Source organism: Micromonospora sp. NPDC005413 (assembly GCF_040606435.1).
Lineage (GTDB): Bacteria > Actinomycetota > Actinomycetes > Mycobacteriales > Micromonosporaceae > Micromonospora.
Genome location: NZ_JBEXEV010000032.1, coordinates 1 through 15,192, shown reverse-complemented (window position 1 = coordinate 15,192; position 15,192 = coordinate 1). Strand labels below are relative to the sequence as shown.

General features: G+C 71.1%; 11 protein-coding genes and 1 rRNA gene. 5 read left to right on the top strand and 7 right to left on the bottom strand.

Features of this window, described 5'->3' with window-relative positions:
* The first annotated feature begins 7 nt into the window (after window positions 1–7).
* Complete coding sequence (locus ABZS37_RS26125) at window positions 8–1,420, top strand: hypothetical protein (RefSeq protein WP_355173109.1); 1,413 nt, start codon at window positions 8–10, stop codon at window positions 1,418–1,420.
* Between the two features lie 147 nt (window positions 1,421–1,567).
* Here the strand turns inward: ABZS37_RS26125 and ABZS37_RS26120 are convergent, their stop codons facing one another.
* Both ABZS37_RS26120 and ileS read right to left on the bottom strand, forming a co-directional pair.
* A complete protein-coding gene (locus ABZS37_RS26120) occupies window positions 1,568–2,257 on the bottom strand; it encodes a lysophospholipid acyltransferase family protein (RefSeq protein WP_355173107.1) in 690 nt (229 codons plus the stop codon).
* Window positions 2,258–2,363: 106 nt separating this feature from the next.
* Window positions 2,364–5,555, bottom strand: a complete 3,192-nt coding sequence (ileS, locus tag ABZS37_RS26115) for an isoleucine--tRNA ligase (RefSeq protein ID WP_355173105.1) — start codon at window positions 5,553–5,555, stop codon at window positions 2,364–2,366.
* A 555-nt stretch (window positions 5,556–6,110) separates the two neighbouring features.
* Here ileS and ABZS37_RS26110 point away from each other — a divergent pair.
* The gene (locus ABZS37_RS26110; RefSeq protein WP_355173103.1) at window positions 6,111–6,551 is read left to right on the top strand and encodes a carboxymuconolactone decarboxylase family protein; all 441 of its coding nucleotides are present in this window, start codon (window positions 6,111–6,113) and stop codon (window positions 6,549–6,551) included.
* Window positions 6,548–7,423 carry an RNA polymerase sigma factor SigJ gene (gene sigJ / locus ABZS37_RS26105; RefSeq protein WP_355173101.1) on the top strand — a complete coding sequence of 292 codons (876 nt, stop codon included), beginning with the start codon at window positions 6,548–6,550 and terminating at the stop codon, window positions 7,421–7,423. Before ABZS37_RS26110 ends, sigJ begins: the two co-directional genes overlap by 4 nt.
* A 16-nt stretch (window positions 7,424–7,439) precedes the next feature.
* On the opposite strand, the gene ndk is transcribed toward sigJ, so the two are convergent.
* Window positions 7,440–7,865 (bottom strand): nucleoside-diphosphate kinase, encoded by a 426-nt coding sequence (gene ndk / locus ABZS37_RS26100; protein ID WP_091409968.1) that lies wholly within the window; start codon window positions 7,863–7,865, stop codon window positions 7,440–7,442.
* Window positions 7,866–8,007: 142 nt separating this feature from the next.
* On the opposite strand from ndk, the gene ABZS37_RS26095 reads away from it, so the two are divergent.
* Window positions 8,008–9,498 carry a VOC family protein gene (locus ABZS37_RS26095; RefSeq protein WP_355173099.1) on the top strand — a complete coding sequence of 497 codons (1,491 nt, stop codon included), beginning with the start codon at window positions 8,008–8,010 and terminating at the stop codon, window positions 9,496–9,498.
* Window positions 9,499–9,540: 42 nt separating this feature from the next.
* On the opposite strand, the gene ABZS37_RS26090 is transcribed toward ABZS37_RS26095, so the two are convergent.
* From ABZS37_RS26090 to ABZS37_RS26080, 3 genes are read right to left on the bottom strand one after another with little or no spacing between them, the layout of a single operon-like run.
* Entirely contained in the window at window positions 9,541–10,017 is a 477-nt protein-coding gene (locus ABZS37_RS26090; RefSeq protein WP_355173096.1) for a DUF4233 domain-containing protein, read from the bottom strand.
* Window positions 10,014–11,348 carry a folylpolyglutamate synthase/dihydrofolate synthase family protein gene (locus ABZS37_RS26085; protein ID WP_355173094.1) on the bottom strand — a complete coding sequence of 445 codons (1,335 nt, stop codon included), beginning with the start codon at window positions 11,346–11,348 and terminating at the stop codon, window positions 10,014–10,016. The genes ABZS37_RS26090 and ABZS37_RS26085 overlap by 4 nt, the downstream gene beginning before the upstream one ends.
* The gene (locus ABZS37_RS26080; RefSeq protein WP_355173092.1) at window positions 11,345–13,963 is read right to left on the bottom strand and encodes a valine--tRNA ligase; all 2,619 of its coding nucleotides are present in this window, start codon (window positions 13,961–13,963) and stop codon (window positions 11,345–11,347) included. Before ABZS37_RS26080 ends, ABZS37_RS26085 begins: the two co-directional genes overlap by 4 nt.
* A 69-nt stretch (window positions 13,964–14,032) precedes the next feature.
* Between ABZS37_RS26080 and ABZS37_RS26075 the strand changes: the two genes are divergently transcribed.
* The gene (locus tag ABZS37_RS26075; protein ID WP_355173090.1) at window positions 14,033–14,719 is read left to right on the top strand and encodes a hypothetical protein; all 687 of its coding nucleotides are present in this window, start codon (window positions 14,033–14,035) and stop codon (window positions 14,717–14,719) included.
* Window positions 14,720–14,945: 226 nt separating this feature from the next.
* On the opposite strand, the gene rrf is transcribed toward ABZS37_RS26075, so the two are convergent.
* Window positions 14,946–15,062, bottom strand: a 5S ribosomal RNA gene (gene rrf, locus ABZS37_RS26070).
* Window positions 15,063–15,192 lie beyond the last annotated feature (130 nt).

The following is a 15,192-nucleotide window of genomic DNA, read 5'->3' as shown; positions in this document are numbered from 1 at the left end:
TGCCGCGATGCCCGAGCCCCAGCCGGGAGCACGGCCCGCCGACGGGAGCACCCCGGGCGCGGAGCCGGACCGGGATCCGGCGACCGCCGACGAGCCGACCTCCCCACCCGTACCCCCGGACCAGCCGGAACCATCGGCGCAGCCCGAACCAGCGGCGCAGGCGGAACCCGCGACGCAGCCCGAACCCGCGACGCAGCCGGAACCAGCGGCGCCGCCCGAACCCGCGACGCCGCCCGAACCTGCGACGCCGCCCGAACCTGCGACGCCGCCCGAACCTGCGACGCCGCCCGAACCTGCGGCGCTGCCCAGGGCTGCGGACCAACCGGAGCCGTCGGACCAGCCCGAGCCCGCCACCGCGCAGGCTCCCGCGCCCAGGTGGAGCGGCTCCGCCCCGGTGCCGCCTCCGCTGCCGCGCCGACCCGCCTGGGGCGAGTCGGCCGAGCCGACCCCACCACCGTCCGTGCCCGTCGGCCCGCCGGAGCACCAGACCCCGGTCGACCCGTGGGCCGGCGTGGACACCGGCGGATGGGACCTGCCGTCCGCCGAACTGCCCCCGCTGCCATCGACGATGCACTACCCGGCACCGCCAGTGACCCGGCAGTGGTCTGCCCCGCCCGCTCCCCCGGTCGGGTCGCACCCGGTGTCTCCGCCGGCTGCCCCGATGCCACCACAGGCCGCACCCCGACCGCCGCAGGCCGCCAGGCCCACGATGCCGGCCCGGCCGATGTCGCCGGCCGCACCGCCCCCGGCGCCGCCCAGGCTGCCGAAGCAGCGCAGGGGCCGGCGGTCCGCCACGCCACCCATGGCGCCACCACCAGCACCGCCGCCGGGTTGGCAGGCCCCCAAGGGGTACGTGCCGGTGCCGGTCCGCCGGCGTCGCCGCTGGCCGTGGCTGCTGCTGCTCACCCTGGCCTGCTGCTGCGGCTGCCCCGCCTACTACGGGTTCCCGATCTCGGCCCAGTACCCGGTCCAGGTGTCACTGCCCACGCAGGTGGACGACCTGAGCCTGCGTCAGGACAAGCGCAGCGAGGACGCCGCCCGACAGTTGGAGGGCGAGGTACGCCAGGAGCACTGGCTGGCCGAGGACACGTTCGCCGGCGTCTACTCCACGTCCGGGGGCAAGCAGGTGACGCTGTTCGGCGGCACCGGCTTCCGCCTGAGCCCGGAGTCGGACGCGGAGGCCGAGATCAGCCGGCTCACCGAGCGCTACGCGCTGAAGGCCGCCGAGAGCGTGGACACCGGTGTACGAGGCCGGCACGAGCGCTGCGCGGTGGGTCAAGCTGACGGCAGCGACGTGGTGGTCTGCACCTCGGTCGACCACGGCAGCATCGCCACCGGGGTGTTCACCCGACTCTCCGTCGCCGACAGCGCCGCCCTGCTGAACACCCTGCGCACCCAGATCGTCCAACCCAAGGCCTGACCCACCCCAACCCCCATCCCGCCGTCGACGCCGTCGACCCGAGGTTGATCAAGAGGTTTCGGTCAGTTTCAGCCCCGCCAATGACGCAAACCTCTTGATCAACACGGGCGAGGCACGGGCGGGCGGGGTGGGGTGGGGTGGGGTGGGTCAGGGTTTGCTGGTTGGGTTTGGGTGGGCGCGCGGCGGGGCGTAGCGGGGTACGTACTCCTGGCCGGTGAGCTTCTGGATCTCACTCATCAGCTCATCGGTCATCTGCCGCAGCGAGGTGCGGTCGTCGGGCCGGCCGGTGAAGTCCAGCGGCTTGCCGAACCGAACGGTGATCTTGGCAGTGCCGGGGCGGGGCACCCGGGCACCGATCGGCTGCGCCTTGTCCGTGCCGATCATGCCGACCGGGATGATCGGCACACCGGCGGAGATCGCCAGCCGGGCCGCCCCGGTCCGCCCCCGGTAGAGCTTGCCGTCCGGCGAGCGGGTGCCCTCCGGGTAGACCACCACGAGGTCCCCGCCCTTCAACGCCGGGATCGCCGCGTCGAACGCGGACAACGCGGCCCGGCCGCCGGCCCGCTCGACCGGAATGGCGCCCAGGCCGGTGAGCACGAACTTGGAGATCGCGCCCTTCACGCCGGCGCCCGTGAAGTACTCCGACTTCGCCCAGAACGCCAGATGCCGGGGCACGACCGTGCCGAGGAACAACTCGTCGGCCACCGAGAGATGGTTGCCGGCGAAGACCGCACCGCCGGTCTCCGGCACGTGCTCCAGCCCTTCCACGGTCGGGCGGAACGCCAACCGCAGCGTGGGCGCCACGGTGAGCTTGCCGATGGTGTAGAGCAGGGGCACTGGTCCTCCGGCAGATCAGATGCGAACAGGCGGTGTCACGGTAGCGGACGCCTCCACACCCCCTCCGACGGAGGTGGCGAGGCGTCCGCACCCTGACGGTGGTCCCTTACACGCGGCGGACGACCACCGTTACCCGGTCGCCCTCGCCGACCTCGCCGGCGAATCCGTCGAGGCCCTCGGCGAAGTCCACCGAGTCGGCCAGCACCTCCCCGGAGACGAAATCGAGGTACGCGGAGACCGCCGCGCGCACCTCTTCGGACGCCGACACCGACACCACGATCCGGTCCGAGACGTCCAGGTCGGCGTCCCGGCGGGCCTGCTGCACCACCCGCACCACGTCGCGGGCCAGCCCCTCGGCTGCCAACTCCGGGGTGACCTCGGTGTCCAGCACCACCACACCCTCACCGCCGGGCAGTGGCGCCGAGTGCTCGGCGTCGGCGGCGACGAGGCGCAGCTCGTACTCACCCTCGGCGAGGGTGACGCCAGCGGCCACCGGGGCACCGTCGACCAGCTCCCATTCGCCCGCCTTGACCGCCTTGATCACCTGCTGCACCTGCTTGCCGAGCCGCGGGCCGAGCGCCCGGGGCACCACGGTCAGGACCTGCTCGCAGTACGCGGACAGCTCCGCGCTGAACTCCACCGCCTTCACGTTGACCTCGTCGACGACCAGGTCGGCGAACGGGCGCAGCTGCTCCGCCGCCGGCGAGGCCACGACCAGCTTGGACAGCGGCAGCCGCACCCGCAGCCCCTTGGCCTTGCGCAGCGACAGCGCCGCCGAGGCGACCGCCCGGGTGGCGTCCATCGCGGCGACGAGGTCGTGGTCGGCCGGGAACTCGGTCGCCTCCGGCCAGTCGGTCAGGTGCACCGACCGCTCCCCGGTCAGCCCACGCCAGATCTCCTCCGCGGTCAGCGGCGCGAGCGGCGCCACCACCCGGCAGAGCGTCTCCAGCACCGTCCAGAGCGTGTCGAACGCGTTGGCGTCACCGGACCAGAACCGGTCCCGGGACCGGCGCACGTACCAGTTGGTCAGCGCGTCCAGGAAGGACCGGACGGTGGCGCAGGCGCCGGAGATGTCGTACGCGTCCATCTGCGCGCCGACCGTCGACACCAGCTCGTTCGTCTTCGCCAGCACGTACCGGTCGAGCAGGTGTGTCGAGTCGGTGCGGCGACGAGCGGTGTGCCCGTCGGCGTTGGCGTAGAGCGAGAAGAAGTACCAGACGTTCCAGAGCGGCAGCATCACCTGGCGGACGGCGTCCCGGATGCCCGACTCGGTGACCGCCATGTCACCGCCGCGCAGCACCGGCGAGGACATCAGCATCCAGCGCATCGCGTCGGAGCCGTACGCGTCGAAGACGTGGTAGACGTCCGGGTAGTTGCGCAGGCTCTTGGACATCTTGCGCCCGTCCGAGCCGAGCAGGATGCCGTGGCTGAGGCAGTTGCGGAACGCCGGCCGGTCGAACAGCGCGGTGGCCAGCACGTGCATGGTGTAGAACCAGCCGCGGGTCTGCCCGATGTACTCGACGATGAAGTCACCCGGGTAGTGGTGCTCGAACCAGTCCGCGTTCTCGAACGGGTAGTGCACCTGGGCGAACGGCATCGACCCGGACTCGAACCAGCAGTCCAGCACCTCCGGCACCCGGCGCATCATCGACTGCCCGGTCGGGTCGTCCGGGTTGGGGCGGACCAGGTCGTCCACCGCCGGCCGGTGCAGGTCGGTCAGGCGTACGCCGAAGTCCCGTTCGATGTCGGCCAGTGAGCCGTAGACGTCCAGCCGTGGGTAGTTCGGGTCATCGGACTTCCAGGCCGGGATCGGCGAACCCCAGAACCGGTTCCGGCTGATCGACCAGTCGCGGGCGTTGGCCAGCCACTTGCCGAAGGAGCCGTCCTTGATGTGCCCCGGAGTCCAGTTGATCTCCTGGTTCAGCTCGACCATCCGGTCCCGGAACCGCGTCACCGCGACGAACCACGACGACACCGCCTTGTAGACCAGCGGGGTGTCGCAGCGCCAGCAGTGCGGGTACGAGTGGGTGTAGGTGTCCTGCTTGAGCACCACCCCCCGCTCCTTGAGCTCCCGGATCACCGGCTTGTTGACGTCGAAGACCTGCTCACCCTCGTACGGCGGGACCAACGCGGTGAACCGGGTGTGGTCGTCGACCGTGACGATGGTGGGGATGCCGGCGGCGTTGCAGACGTTCTGGTCGTCCTCACCGAAGGCCGGGGCCAGGTGCACGATCCCGGTGCCGTCCTCGGTGGTGACGAACTCCGCGCCGAGCACCTGGTAGGCGTTCTCGCCGGCCTGCTCGACGAGGAAGTCGTACAGCGGGGTGTAGCGGCGTCCGACCAGGTCACGGCCGTACACCGTGCCGACCTGCTCGAACCCGTCCAGCTCCTTGGCGTACGCGGCCAGCCGCGCCGCACCGACGACGTAGCGTTCCCCCGCGTGCTCCAGCACGGCGTACTCGATGTCCGGGCCGACGGCGAGCGCCAGGTTCGACGGCAGGGTCCACGGCGTGGTGGTCCAGACGCCCAGCTTGACCGGCCCGCGCACCAGCTCCGGCGCGGACTCGTCGGCGGTCAGCCCGAACCACACGGTCAACGTCGGGTCGTGCCGGTCCCGGTAGACGTCGTCCATCCGGGTCTCGGTGTTCGACAGGGGCGTCTCGCACCGCCAGCAGTACGCGAGCACCCGGAAGCCCTCGTAGATGAGACCCTTGTCGTGCAGGGTCTTGAAGGCCCACATGACGCTTTCCATGTAGTCCAGGTCGAGGGTCTTGTAGTCGTTGTCGAAGTCGACCCAGCGGGCCTGCCGGTTGATGTACCGCTCCCAGTCCTGGGTGAACTCCAGCACCGACGCGCGGCAGGCATCGTTGAACCGGGCCACACCGAGGTCGATGATCTCCGCCTTGCTGGTGATGCCGAGCTGCTTCTCGGCCACCACCTCGGCGGGCAGGCCGTGGCAGTCCCAGCCGAAGCGCCGCTCGACGTGCCGACCCCGCATGGTCTGGTAGCGCGGCACCACGTCCTTGACGTAGCCGGTGAAGAGGTGGCCGTAGTGCGGGAGGCCGTTGGCGAACGGCGGGCCGTCGTAGAAGACGTACTCGTTCTCGGCGTCGCCTGCGACGCCGCCATCGGCGGAGCCCGTCGTCTCCGGTTGCCGACCGGAGGTCGGCCTCGCCTCGATGGAGGCCTCGAAGGTCTTGTCGGCCGTCCAGTGCTCCAGCACCCGGCGCTCGACCGCGGGCAGGTCCGGGCTCGCCGGCACACCGGCGGCGGTCGGGTCGTGCAACGGATAGGCCATCGGGGGTCGCTCTCCTCGCGCAGCTCACTCATCAGTGGGTCTGCGAGGACGAACCTTCCGGGGGTACGCCTGGAACGGCGCTCCCGGGTGGTCCGCGGTACCACCCCGCTTGGCGGTCAACGTGCGACCGCCCGCTCATTGGCCGGCTGTGACGGGCCGGACCCGTCCGGTTCTACTGGGCCGGTTGCCCGGCTGTTCTTCCGGAGGCTCACCGGTGATGGCCGGGTCATCGCCTTACGGTGCTCAACGATACAAGACCCGCCCACCACTCCGCCGCCGAGTAATGGCGCGCGTCAACCGGTGGACCGTCAGGGCCTCCGACTCGCCGTTGATGGAGACCTCGCCGAAGTGCTGGAAACCTTCGGCCGGGGAGGTGTTGGCCCGGGGTTGACCCCATCGGTCTACCGGCCGGAGATGACCGTGATCGGCGATGCGGGTGACGCTGGCCGGAACGCCGGTTGTCCGGTCGGCATGACCGGAGTCACAGCCTCGGCTGTCACGACTCGCCCCGGCCAATCCGTCGTGCGGGTGTCGAACCGATCAGGGGAGGTAGTCATGCAGCGAATGAATCCCGGTGAAGTGGCGCCGAAGGCGTACCAGGCCGTCATGGGGCTGGAGAAGTACGTCCAGTCGAACGTCGACCACACCGTGCTTGAGCTGGTGAAGCTACGGGCGTCGATGATCAACGGGTGCGCGTACTGCGTGGACATGCACAGCCGGGACGCGCTCGGTGCCGGCGAGTCGAGCCGGCGGCTGTTCGCGGTGGCCGCCTGGCGGGAGTCACCGTTCTTCGACGAGCGGGAGCGGACCGCGCTGGACCTCACCGACGCCGTCACCCGGCTCGGCGAGCACGGGGTGCCGGATGAGGTGTGGGACGCCGCCGCGAAGGTCTGGTCGGAGAAGGAACTGGCCGACCTCGTCATCGCGATTGCCACAATCAACGTGTGGAATCGGATTGGGGTAACGATGCGGTTGGAGCCTCCCGCCCAGGCGTGACGACCGAGGCAGCAGAGGCGGCCGGTGCTCTACAGGAGCACCGGCCCATGCTGCTCGGGCTCGCGTACCGCCTGCTCGGCAGCCGGCACGACGCGGAGGACGTGCTCCAGGAGGCGTACCTGCGCTGGTTGGGCGTGGATCGCTCGACGGTGGCCGAGCCGCGCCGCTACCTGTCGCGGGTCGTCACCCGGCTGGCTCTGGACCGGTTGCGGGTCCGGCAGGCGGCCCGCGAGACGTACGTCGGCACCTGGCTGCCCGAGCCGGTGCCGACCGCGCCCTCGCCGTTCGGGCCGTTGGACCGCGCGGAGCTACGCGACTCGCTCTCCACCGCGTTGTTGCACGTCCTGGAGCGGCTCACCCCGCCGGAGCGGGCGGTGTACGTCCTGCACACGGCCTTCGATCTGCCGTACGCCGAGATCGCCGACATCCTGGACCGGTCCCCGGAGGACTGCCGCCAACTCCACCACCGCGCGACCGCCCGGGTACGCCAGGAGCAGCGCCGCTTCACCGCCAGCCGTGCCGAACGGGAACGGCTGCTCGACGCGTTCCTCGCCGCCGCCCGCGACGGTGACCTGGCTACGCTCACCGGCCTGGTCGCCGCCGACGCCACCGCGTGGAACGACGGTGGCGGTCGGGTAAAGGCCGCACGCAACCCCGTCACCGGCGCGGACCGGATCGCCCGGTTCTTCGCCGGAATCTACGGCCCGAGCCGCCCGTGGACGATGCGGCGGGTGGAGCTGAACGGGGAACCGGCCGCACTGATGACCGGTGGGGACGGCAGCCGGTACACCTTGACCGTCAGCGCGGCCGACGGCCGGATCACCGGCGTCTACGTGGTCGGCAACCCGGAGAAGCTGCCGCAGGTCGACTGACGCCGGTGCGGTCGCGTCAGCCCAGCTCGGGGAACCAGAGCGCGATCTCGCGCTTGGCGCTGTCCGTCGAGTCGGAGGCGTGCACGAGGTTCTCCCGGTTGGACAGCGACAGGTCACCCCGGATGGTGCCGGCGGCGGCCTTGCGGCCGTCGGTCGCGCCGACCAGCCCACGGACCACGTCGATGACCTGGTCGCCGGAGAGCACCAGAGCGACCAGCGGGCCGCCGGTCATGAAGTCCTTCAGCGGCGGGTAGAACGCCTTGTCGACGTGCTCGGCGTAGTGCTCGTCGGCGAGCGCGGCGTCCATCGTCCGGTGCACCATCGCGTCGATCCGCAGCCCCTTGCGCTCGAAGCGGGAGAGGACCTCGCCGACCAGGCCGCGGCGAACCGCGTCCGGCTTGATCAGAACGAGGCTGCGCTCATCCGGGCTGTTGCTGGACACGCTGGGTTCCTCCTGTACGCGCTGAACGCTTGGGATCGGTACGGTCAGCCTAGCGACCCGGTCCCGGCGCCGGCGCGGCGGCCGGTCTTCCCCCCGGTGGCCGATCCGGCCTAGCCTGGCCCTGACCCCCGGGAGGTCCACTGTGGCGAATGGCGGGAACCGACCCATCGCGCCGGTACGCAAGCTGATCGGCACGGTGCTGGGCACCGTGGCCACGTTCGTCGTCCTCTTCGGGCTGGGCATGACCAGTTGGGCCATCGTGGCTCTCGGGGTCGCCCTGCTGGTGCTGGCGATCGCGCTGGCCACCGTACGCGGTGGCGGGCGCACCTGGGTGGTCGGCGTCGGGCACGTGCACAGCGCCTCCGAACCACCCACCCAGTACGCGTTCGGCCGCTGCGAGCTGCAACTGGTGATCGACGCGCCCGGTCTGCCGCCCCGGTCCAAGAAGATCATCGAGCCGCGGGTGCCGGTCTCCAAATGGCCGTCACTGGGCCAGACCCTGCCGATCCGGGTCGCGTTGGACGACCAGCGGCACGTCAAGGTCCTCTGGGACGAGGTGCCGACCCACGCCGAGACCGCCGCCGCCGTCGCCGACCTCCCGCCGGAGTTCGCCGACGTAGACGTCGTGGACGAGGTGCTGATCCAGCAGGACGCCCCGCCGTGGGCCGACCGCGCGCCGGACGACGACTTCCGGGACGACTTCCGCGACCCGCTCGGTGACCCGTTCCGCGACCCACTCGGCCCCGACCACTTGCGCCCTGACCACTTGCGCACCGACGCCCTGCGGGACGACCCCCTGCGGGACGACCCGGGCGTCGTGCCCGAGGAGCGCGAGCCCGTGGTGATGCACCAGAGCCCGGGCGGCCCGGTGGTGTTGGAGGGCGTCGTCGTCGAGCAGCAGGCCAGCGGCGGGCTGCCCCGGCGGGCCACCCCGGCGCCGCGCCCGCCCGCCGAGGAGCGCTTCGACGAGCCCGGCGCCGACCGGTTCGACCTCCCGGAGGACGACCGGGTGCCCCCGTCCGCCGGGGACTCCTTCGACCCGCCCGGCGCGGAGAGCTTCGACGAGCCCAGCGCGCAGCGCTTCGACCAGCCGCCCGCACAGCGCTCCGGCCCGGGCGTGACAGACCCGCTGGATCCACTCGACCTTCCGCTCGACGATCCCGCCCCGACCGGGGCGGCGCGCGAGACCGTCACCGATGAGCAACTGGACGAGGCGATCTTCGGGTTCGACGCGGGCGCGGCAGCGGACCCGGCCGCCCCGATCAGCGGGGTGGGCCTCACCCTGCTGGTGACCGACCTGTCCCGTTCGCTCGGCTTCTACCGCGACGTGCTCGGCTTCACCGAGGTCGACCAGGGCGCCCGCAACGCCGTACTCGCCTCGGGCACGACCCGGCTCGTCCTGCGCGAGGTGACCGGGGCGGCGCCGATCAGCCGCCGGCTGGTGCACGTCAACCTCGAGGTGGACGACATCGAAGCGGCGTACGAGCGGTTACGCGAGTCGGGCATCCGCTTCACGTACGCGCCCCGGGTGGTCAACCGGGGCACCAAGCTGGAGGTGTGGGCGGCGGCGTTCCGCGACCCGGACAGCCACGGCATCGCGCTCACCCAGTGGCGCGAACGCGCGGACGCCTGACCCGGCCCGCTCCCCTCGGGGTGCCGCCAACCGGGTCGGGCGTCAGCCGAGGATGACCCGGCGGACGTGCAGCGCGTACGCCCAGACCAGGGCGAAGATGATGCCCAGCCCGAACAGCGACCAGTGCAGCAGGCCGCCCAGTAGCAGCAGGCCCTGGAGCACGGTGCCGGCGTGCCAGGCCCAGGCGCGGCGCATCATGCCGGCGAGTACGACCGCGGCCACCGCCAGTGCCACCACGGCACCGATCGCCGCGCCGCTCAGGTCACCGCCGACCACCCGGATCGGCTGGATCGCCAGCAGCAGCACCAGCGCCTCCAGGCTGAGCGTGCCAGCGCCCAGGCCGCGTACCGCCCGCTCCGGGTTGCGCAACCCGGAGCGTCGCGGCTGCCCGGCCCCGGACTGCTCGGTGGCGGGCTCTTCCCCGGTGGGCTGATCGGCCGGGGAGCCGACTACGCCCTGGTCGGCCGGCGAGCCGGTCAGGTCCTCGGTGGCGCGGGGGTCCCGCTCCGGGCCGGTCATCGCTTCAGCAGCCGACGTGCGTCGGCCACCGTCACCACCGAACCCGTGACCAGCACCCCGACCCCGCTGAGCTCACCGGGGACGTTCTCCTCGGCCAGCGCCACGGCCAGCTCGATCGCGTCCGGCATCTCCTCGGCCGAGTCCACCCGCTCCTCGCCGAAGATCTCGGCGGCCAGCTCGGCGAGTTCCGCCGTCGGCATCGCCCGTGGCGAGCTGTTGCGGGTGACCACCACCTGGTCGACCACCGGCTCCAGCAGCTCCAGCAGGCCGGCAGCGTCCTTGTCGGCGAGCACGCCGATCACCGCCACCAGCTTGCTGAACGCGAACTCCTCCTGGAGGGCGGTGACGGTGGCGGCCATGCCGTGCGGGTTGTGTGCGCCATCCAGCAGGACGGTCGGGGCGTTGCGGACCCGCTCCAGCCGTCCTGGGGAGCTGGTCGAGGCGAAGGCCTCCCGGACCACCTCGATGTCGAGCTGCCGTCGAGTCCCGGCACCCAGGAACGACTCCACGGCGGCGAGCGCCACCGCGGCGTTCTGCGCCTGGTGGGCACCGTGCAGCGGGATGAACACGTCGTCGTAGACGCCGCCCAGGCCCTGCAGGCTGAGCACCTGGCCGCCGACCGCGACCGCCCGGCTCAGCACGCCGAACTCGGCGCCCTCCCGGGCGATGGTGGCCCCGACCTCCGCGCAGCGTTCGAGGAGAGGCCGCGCCGCCTCCTCCTCCTGAGCCGCCGCGATCACGGTGGCGCCCGGGTGGATGATGCCGGCCTTGGCCAGCGCGATGTCCTGGAGTGTGTCGCCCAGCCACTCGGTGTGGTCCAGCCCGATCGGGGTGATCACACAGACCCCGGCCTGGATGACGTTGGTGGCGTCCTCGGCACCGCCGAGGCCCACCTCGACCACCGCGATGTCGACCGGCGCGTCGGCGAACGTGGCGAACGCGAGCGCAGTGGTCATGTCGAAGTACGTCAGCGGCTCGTCCGACTGCGCGTCGACAAGTTCCGCCAGCGGCTTGATCTCCCGGTACACCGCCGCGAACCGCTCCTCGCTGACCGGCTCACCGTCCAGGCTGATCCGCTCCCGAACGGTCTCCAGGTGCGGGCTGGTGTATCGCCCGGTGTGCAGCCCGAACGCCCGCAGCAGCGAATCGATCATCCGCGCGGTGGAGGTCTTGCCGTTGGTGCCGGTCAGGTGGATCGCGGGATACGCCCGCTGTGGACTGCCGAGCAGATCGAGCAGCGACTCGATCCGGTCCAGCTCGAACACCATGCGGGTGAAACCGCGGGCGGCCAGCTCAGCCTCGACGGCGGCGAAATCGGTACGGTCGGTCACGAGGAAAGCGTCTCCAGAGCAGCGTCGATCCGGACCAGGTCGGTCTCGGCGGTGGCGAGCCGGTCGCGGATCTTCGCGACCACCGGCTCGGGGGCCTTGCCGATGAAGGCAGGGTTGTCGAGCTTCGCCCGGGCCTGCGCGACCTCCTTCTCGGCCGCCGCGCGGTCCTTCGTCAGCCGGGCCCGCTCGGCGGCCACGTCGATCGACCCCCGGGTGTCCAACGCGACACCGACCGCGCCGGGCATGGCCAGCGTCGCGCTGGCCTGGAAGTCGTCGCCGGCCGGGTCCAGCCGGACCAGCGAACGGATCAGCGGCTCGTGGGCGGCGATGCCCGCACCGGGCAGCCCGTCCAGTCGGGCCGCCACCCGCTGCGTCGGGCGCAGCCCCTGGTCGGAACGGAACCGGCGGATCTCGGTGACCACCCGCTGCACACTGACCAGCTCGGCCTCGGCGGCGTCGTCGACCAGCGAACGGTCGGCCACCGGCCAGGCGGCACGCTGCACCGTCTCGCCGCCGGTCAACGCGAGCCACAGCTCCTCGGTGACGAACGGGATGACCGGGTGCAGCAGCCGCAACAGCTGGTCGAGCACGTGCCCGAGCACCCGGCGGGAGGCGTCCGCCCGTTCGCCGCCCTCGGCGAGCACCGGCTTGCTCAGCTCGACGTACCAGTCGCAGACGTCGTCCCAGGCGAAGTGGTAGAGCAGGTCGCACACCTTGGCGAACTCGTACGCCTCGAACTGCTCGTCGACCTCCGCGGTGACGTGCGCCAGCCGGGACAGGATCCACCGGTCCACGGTCGAGAGCTGCTCGGCGGCGGGCAGGTCGCCCGTGGTGTGCGCACCGTTCATCAGGGCGAACCGGGTGGCGTTCCAGAGCTTGTTGCAGAAGTTGCGCGAGCCCTGGCACCACTCCTCGCTGACCGGCACGTCCTGGCCGGGGTTCGCACCCCGGGCCAGGGTGAACCGGGTGGCGTCCGCGCCGAACCGGTCGATCCAGTCCAGCGGGTCGACCACGTTGCCGAACGACTTGGACATCTTCTTGCCGTGCTCGTCGCGGACCATGCCATGCAGGGCCACCACGTCGAACGGCTGCTTGCCGTCCATCGCGTACAGGCCGAACATCATCATCCGGGCGACCCAGAAGAAAAGGATGTCGTAGCCGGTGACCAGGACGCTGGTCGGATAGAACTTGGCCAGGTCCGGGGTCTGCTCCGGCCAGCCGAGGGTGGAGAACGGCCACAGCGCGCTGGAAAACCAGGTGTCCAGCACGTCCTCGTCCTGCCGCCAGCCCTCGCCGGTCGGCGGCTGCTCGCCGGGGCCGACGCAGACGATCTCGCCCTGCGGGCCGTACCAGACCGGGATCCGGTGCCCCCACCACAGCTGGCGGGAGATACACCAGTCGTGCATGTTGTCGACCCAGGCGAAGTAGCGCTTGGCCAGCTCGGCCGGCTCGATGCGGACCCGACCGTCGCGCACCGCGTCGCCGGCAGCCTGGGCGAGGGGCGCGGTGTTGACGAACCACTGCAGCGACAGCCGAGGCTCGACGGTCGTCTTGCACCGCGAGCAGTGCCCGACCGCGTGCACGTACGGCCGCTTCTCGGCCACGATCCGGCCCTGCTCGCGCAGCGCCGCCACGATCGCGGGCCGCGCCTCGAACCGGTCGAGCCCTTCGAACGGGCCGGGCACGGTGATGACACCGCGCTCATCCATCACGGTCAGCGCGGGCAGGTCGTGGCGCTGGCCGATTTCGAAGTCGTTCGGGTCGTGGGCAGGGGTCACCTTGACCATGCCGGTGCCGAAGGACGGGTCCACGTGCGGGTCGGCGACGATCGGGATGCGGCGGCCGGTGAGCGGCACCTCGACCTCGGTGCCGATCAGGTGCTGGTAGCGCTCGTCGTCCGGGTGCACCGCCACGGCGGTGTCGCCCAGCATCGTCTCGGCCCGGGTGGTGGCCACCACGACCTCGTCGCTGTACCGGATGGAGATCAGCTCACCGTCGTCGTCGGTGTGCTCGACCTCGATGTCGGAGAGCGCGGTCAGGCAGCGCGGGCACCAGTTGATGATCCGGTTGGCCCGGTAGATGAGGCCCTCGTCGAAGAGCTTCTTGAAGATCGTCTGGACGGCGTGAGTCAACCCCTCGTCCATGGTGAAGCGCTCACGGTCCCAGTCGACGGAGTCGCCGAGGCGCCGCATCTGCCCCAGGATCGTCCCACCGGACTCGGCCTTCCACTGCCAGACCCGCTCGACGAACTTCTCCCGGCCGAGATCGTGCCGCGAAAGGCCCTCGGCGGCGAGCTGACGCTCCACCAGGTTCTGGGTGGCGATGCCAGCGTGGTCCATGCCGGGCAGCCATAGCGCCTCGAAGCCCTGCATCCGCTTACGCCGGGTCAACGCGTCCATCAGCGTGTGCTCGAACGCGTGGCCCATGTGCAGCGAGCCGGTGACGTTCGGCGGCGGGATGACGATGGTGAAGGGGGGCTTGTCGCTGTCGGCGGAGGCCCGGAAGTGTCCGGCGGCTACCCACTGCTCGTACCGTCGCTGCTCGACCTCGCCGGGCTGGTACTGGCCGGCAAGGGTGGGGGCGTCGGGGCGTCGGGCATCCAGTCTCTCGGTCACCTCACAAGTCTACGGAGGGCTTCCGCGGACCGGACGTGCGCCACCTGTGGTTCGCGTACGGTGTCGGCTATGTCCGACGCACATCTCACCGAGCGGTCGCTCGACGGCGGTCGCGAGCCGGTGGAGCTGACCGAAGAGCCGATCCAGCTGAGCACCCGGGACTCCGGGGGCGACCCCGACGGGGGTTCCGGTGGCTGGTCCCGACGGCGCAAGGTGGGTTGGACGGTCGCGCTGGTGGTCGGCCTCGCCGGCGCCGGGGTGCTGGGTGTCGGTGGGTGGCGGGTGGCACAGCAGAAGGACACACAGCTCACCTCGCCGGAGCAGGTGGCGGGCCTGACCCGGGACGACAGCGAGCGGGCGAAGAGTACGGCCGACTACCTGCGTAGCGGCTTCGCTGCGGACATTGAGCTGGATCGCAGCTTCGGCACGGTCTACCGCGACCCGGCCGACGACAAGCGTTCGGTGCTCATTTTCGGGGGTACCACTCTGCTCTGGCAGCCGGAGCGGGACCTGGACAGCCTCTTTGGTCTCATGTCGGACGAGACTGGTGCGGTGACTGGCCTGAGTGAGGTGCCCGCGGGCGATCTGGGCGGCGTGATGAAGTGCGGCAGCACCAGTGGCGAGGGTGGGGACTTCGCGGTGTGCGGCTGGGCCGACCACGGCAGCGTGGTGATGGCGATGTTCCCGGGGCGGTCGGTCAGCGACGCCGGCGGGCTGCTGCGCAATCTGCGCGCCGATATGCAGTCGCGGGACTGACCCAGGCGCCGGATCACCGGTCGCGCCACCATTTGGTTGATCGGCTCCGTATCGCCGATGTGGGCCTATCCCGTGGCGGGGTCACCGCCAGATCGGCGATATGGAGTCGATCAAGCGCAGGTTGAGGTGGGGAACGCAGAACGGGGCCAGCCCCGAGGGGTGGCCCCGTCGTGTAGGGGGAAATGCGTCAGGGCCACCCCCGAGGGGGTGGCCCTGACGAAAGATTGTCCGGCGGTGTCCTACTCTCCCACACCCTCACGAGTGCAGTACCATCGGCGCTGGAGGGCTTAGCTTCCGGGTTCGGAATGTGACCGGGCGTTTCCCCTCCGCCATGACCGCCGTAACTCTATCGACATGTCAAACAACACCACACACACGCGTGTGGTCTGTTGTTCGTTTATCGAGAGTTGCACAGTGGACGCGTAGCAGCTTAGTAGTCAAGTCCTCGGCCTATTAGTACCGGTCAACTGAAC

Coding starts and splice junctions, on each gene's coding strand:
- ABZS37_RS26125 (WP_355173109.1), top strand. CDS start 8: ATGCCCGAGCCCCAGCCGGGAGCACGGCCCGCCGACGGGAGCACCCCG.
- ileS (WP_355173105.1), bottom strand. CDS start 5,555: ATGGCCTATCCGTTGCACGACCCGACCGCCGCCGGTGTGCCGGCGAGC.
- ABZS37_RS26110 (WP_355173103.1), top strand. CDS start 6,111: ATGCAGCGAATGAATCCCGGTGAAGTGGCGCCGAAGGCGTACCAGGCC.
- ABZS37_RS26090 (WP_355173096.1), bottom strand. CDS start 10,017: ATGACCGGCCCGGAGCGGGACCCCCGCGCCACCGAGGACCTGACCGGC.
- ABZS37_RS26075 (WP_355173090.1), top strand. CDS start 14,033: ATGTCCGACGCACATCTCACCGAGCGGTCGCTCGACGGCGGTCGCGAG.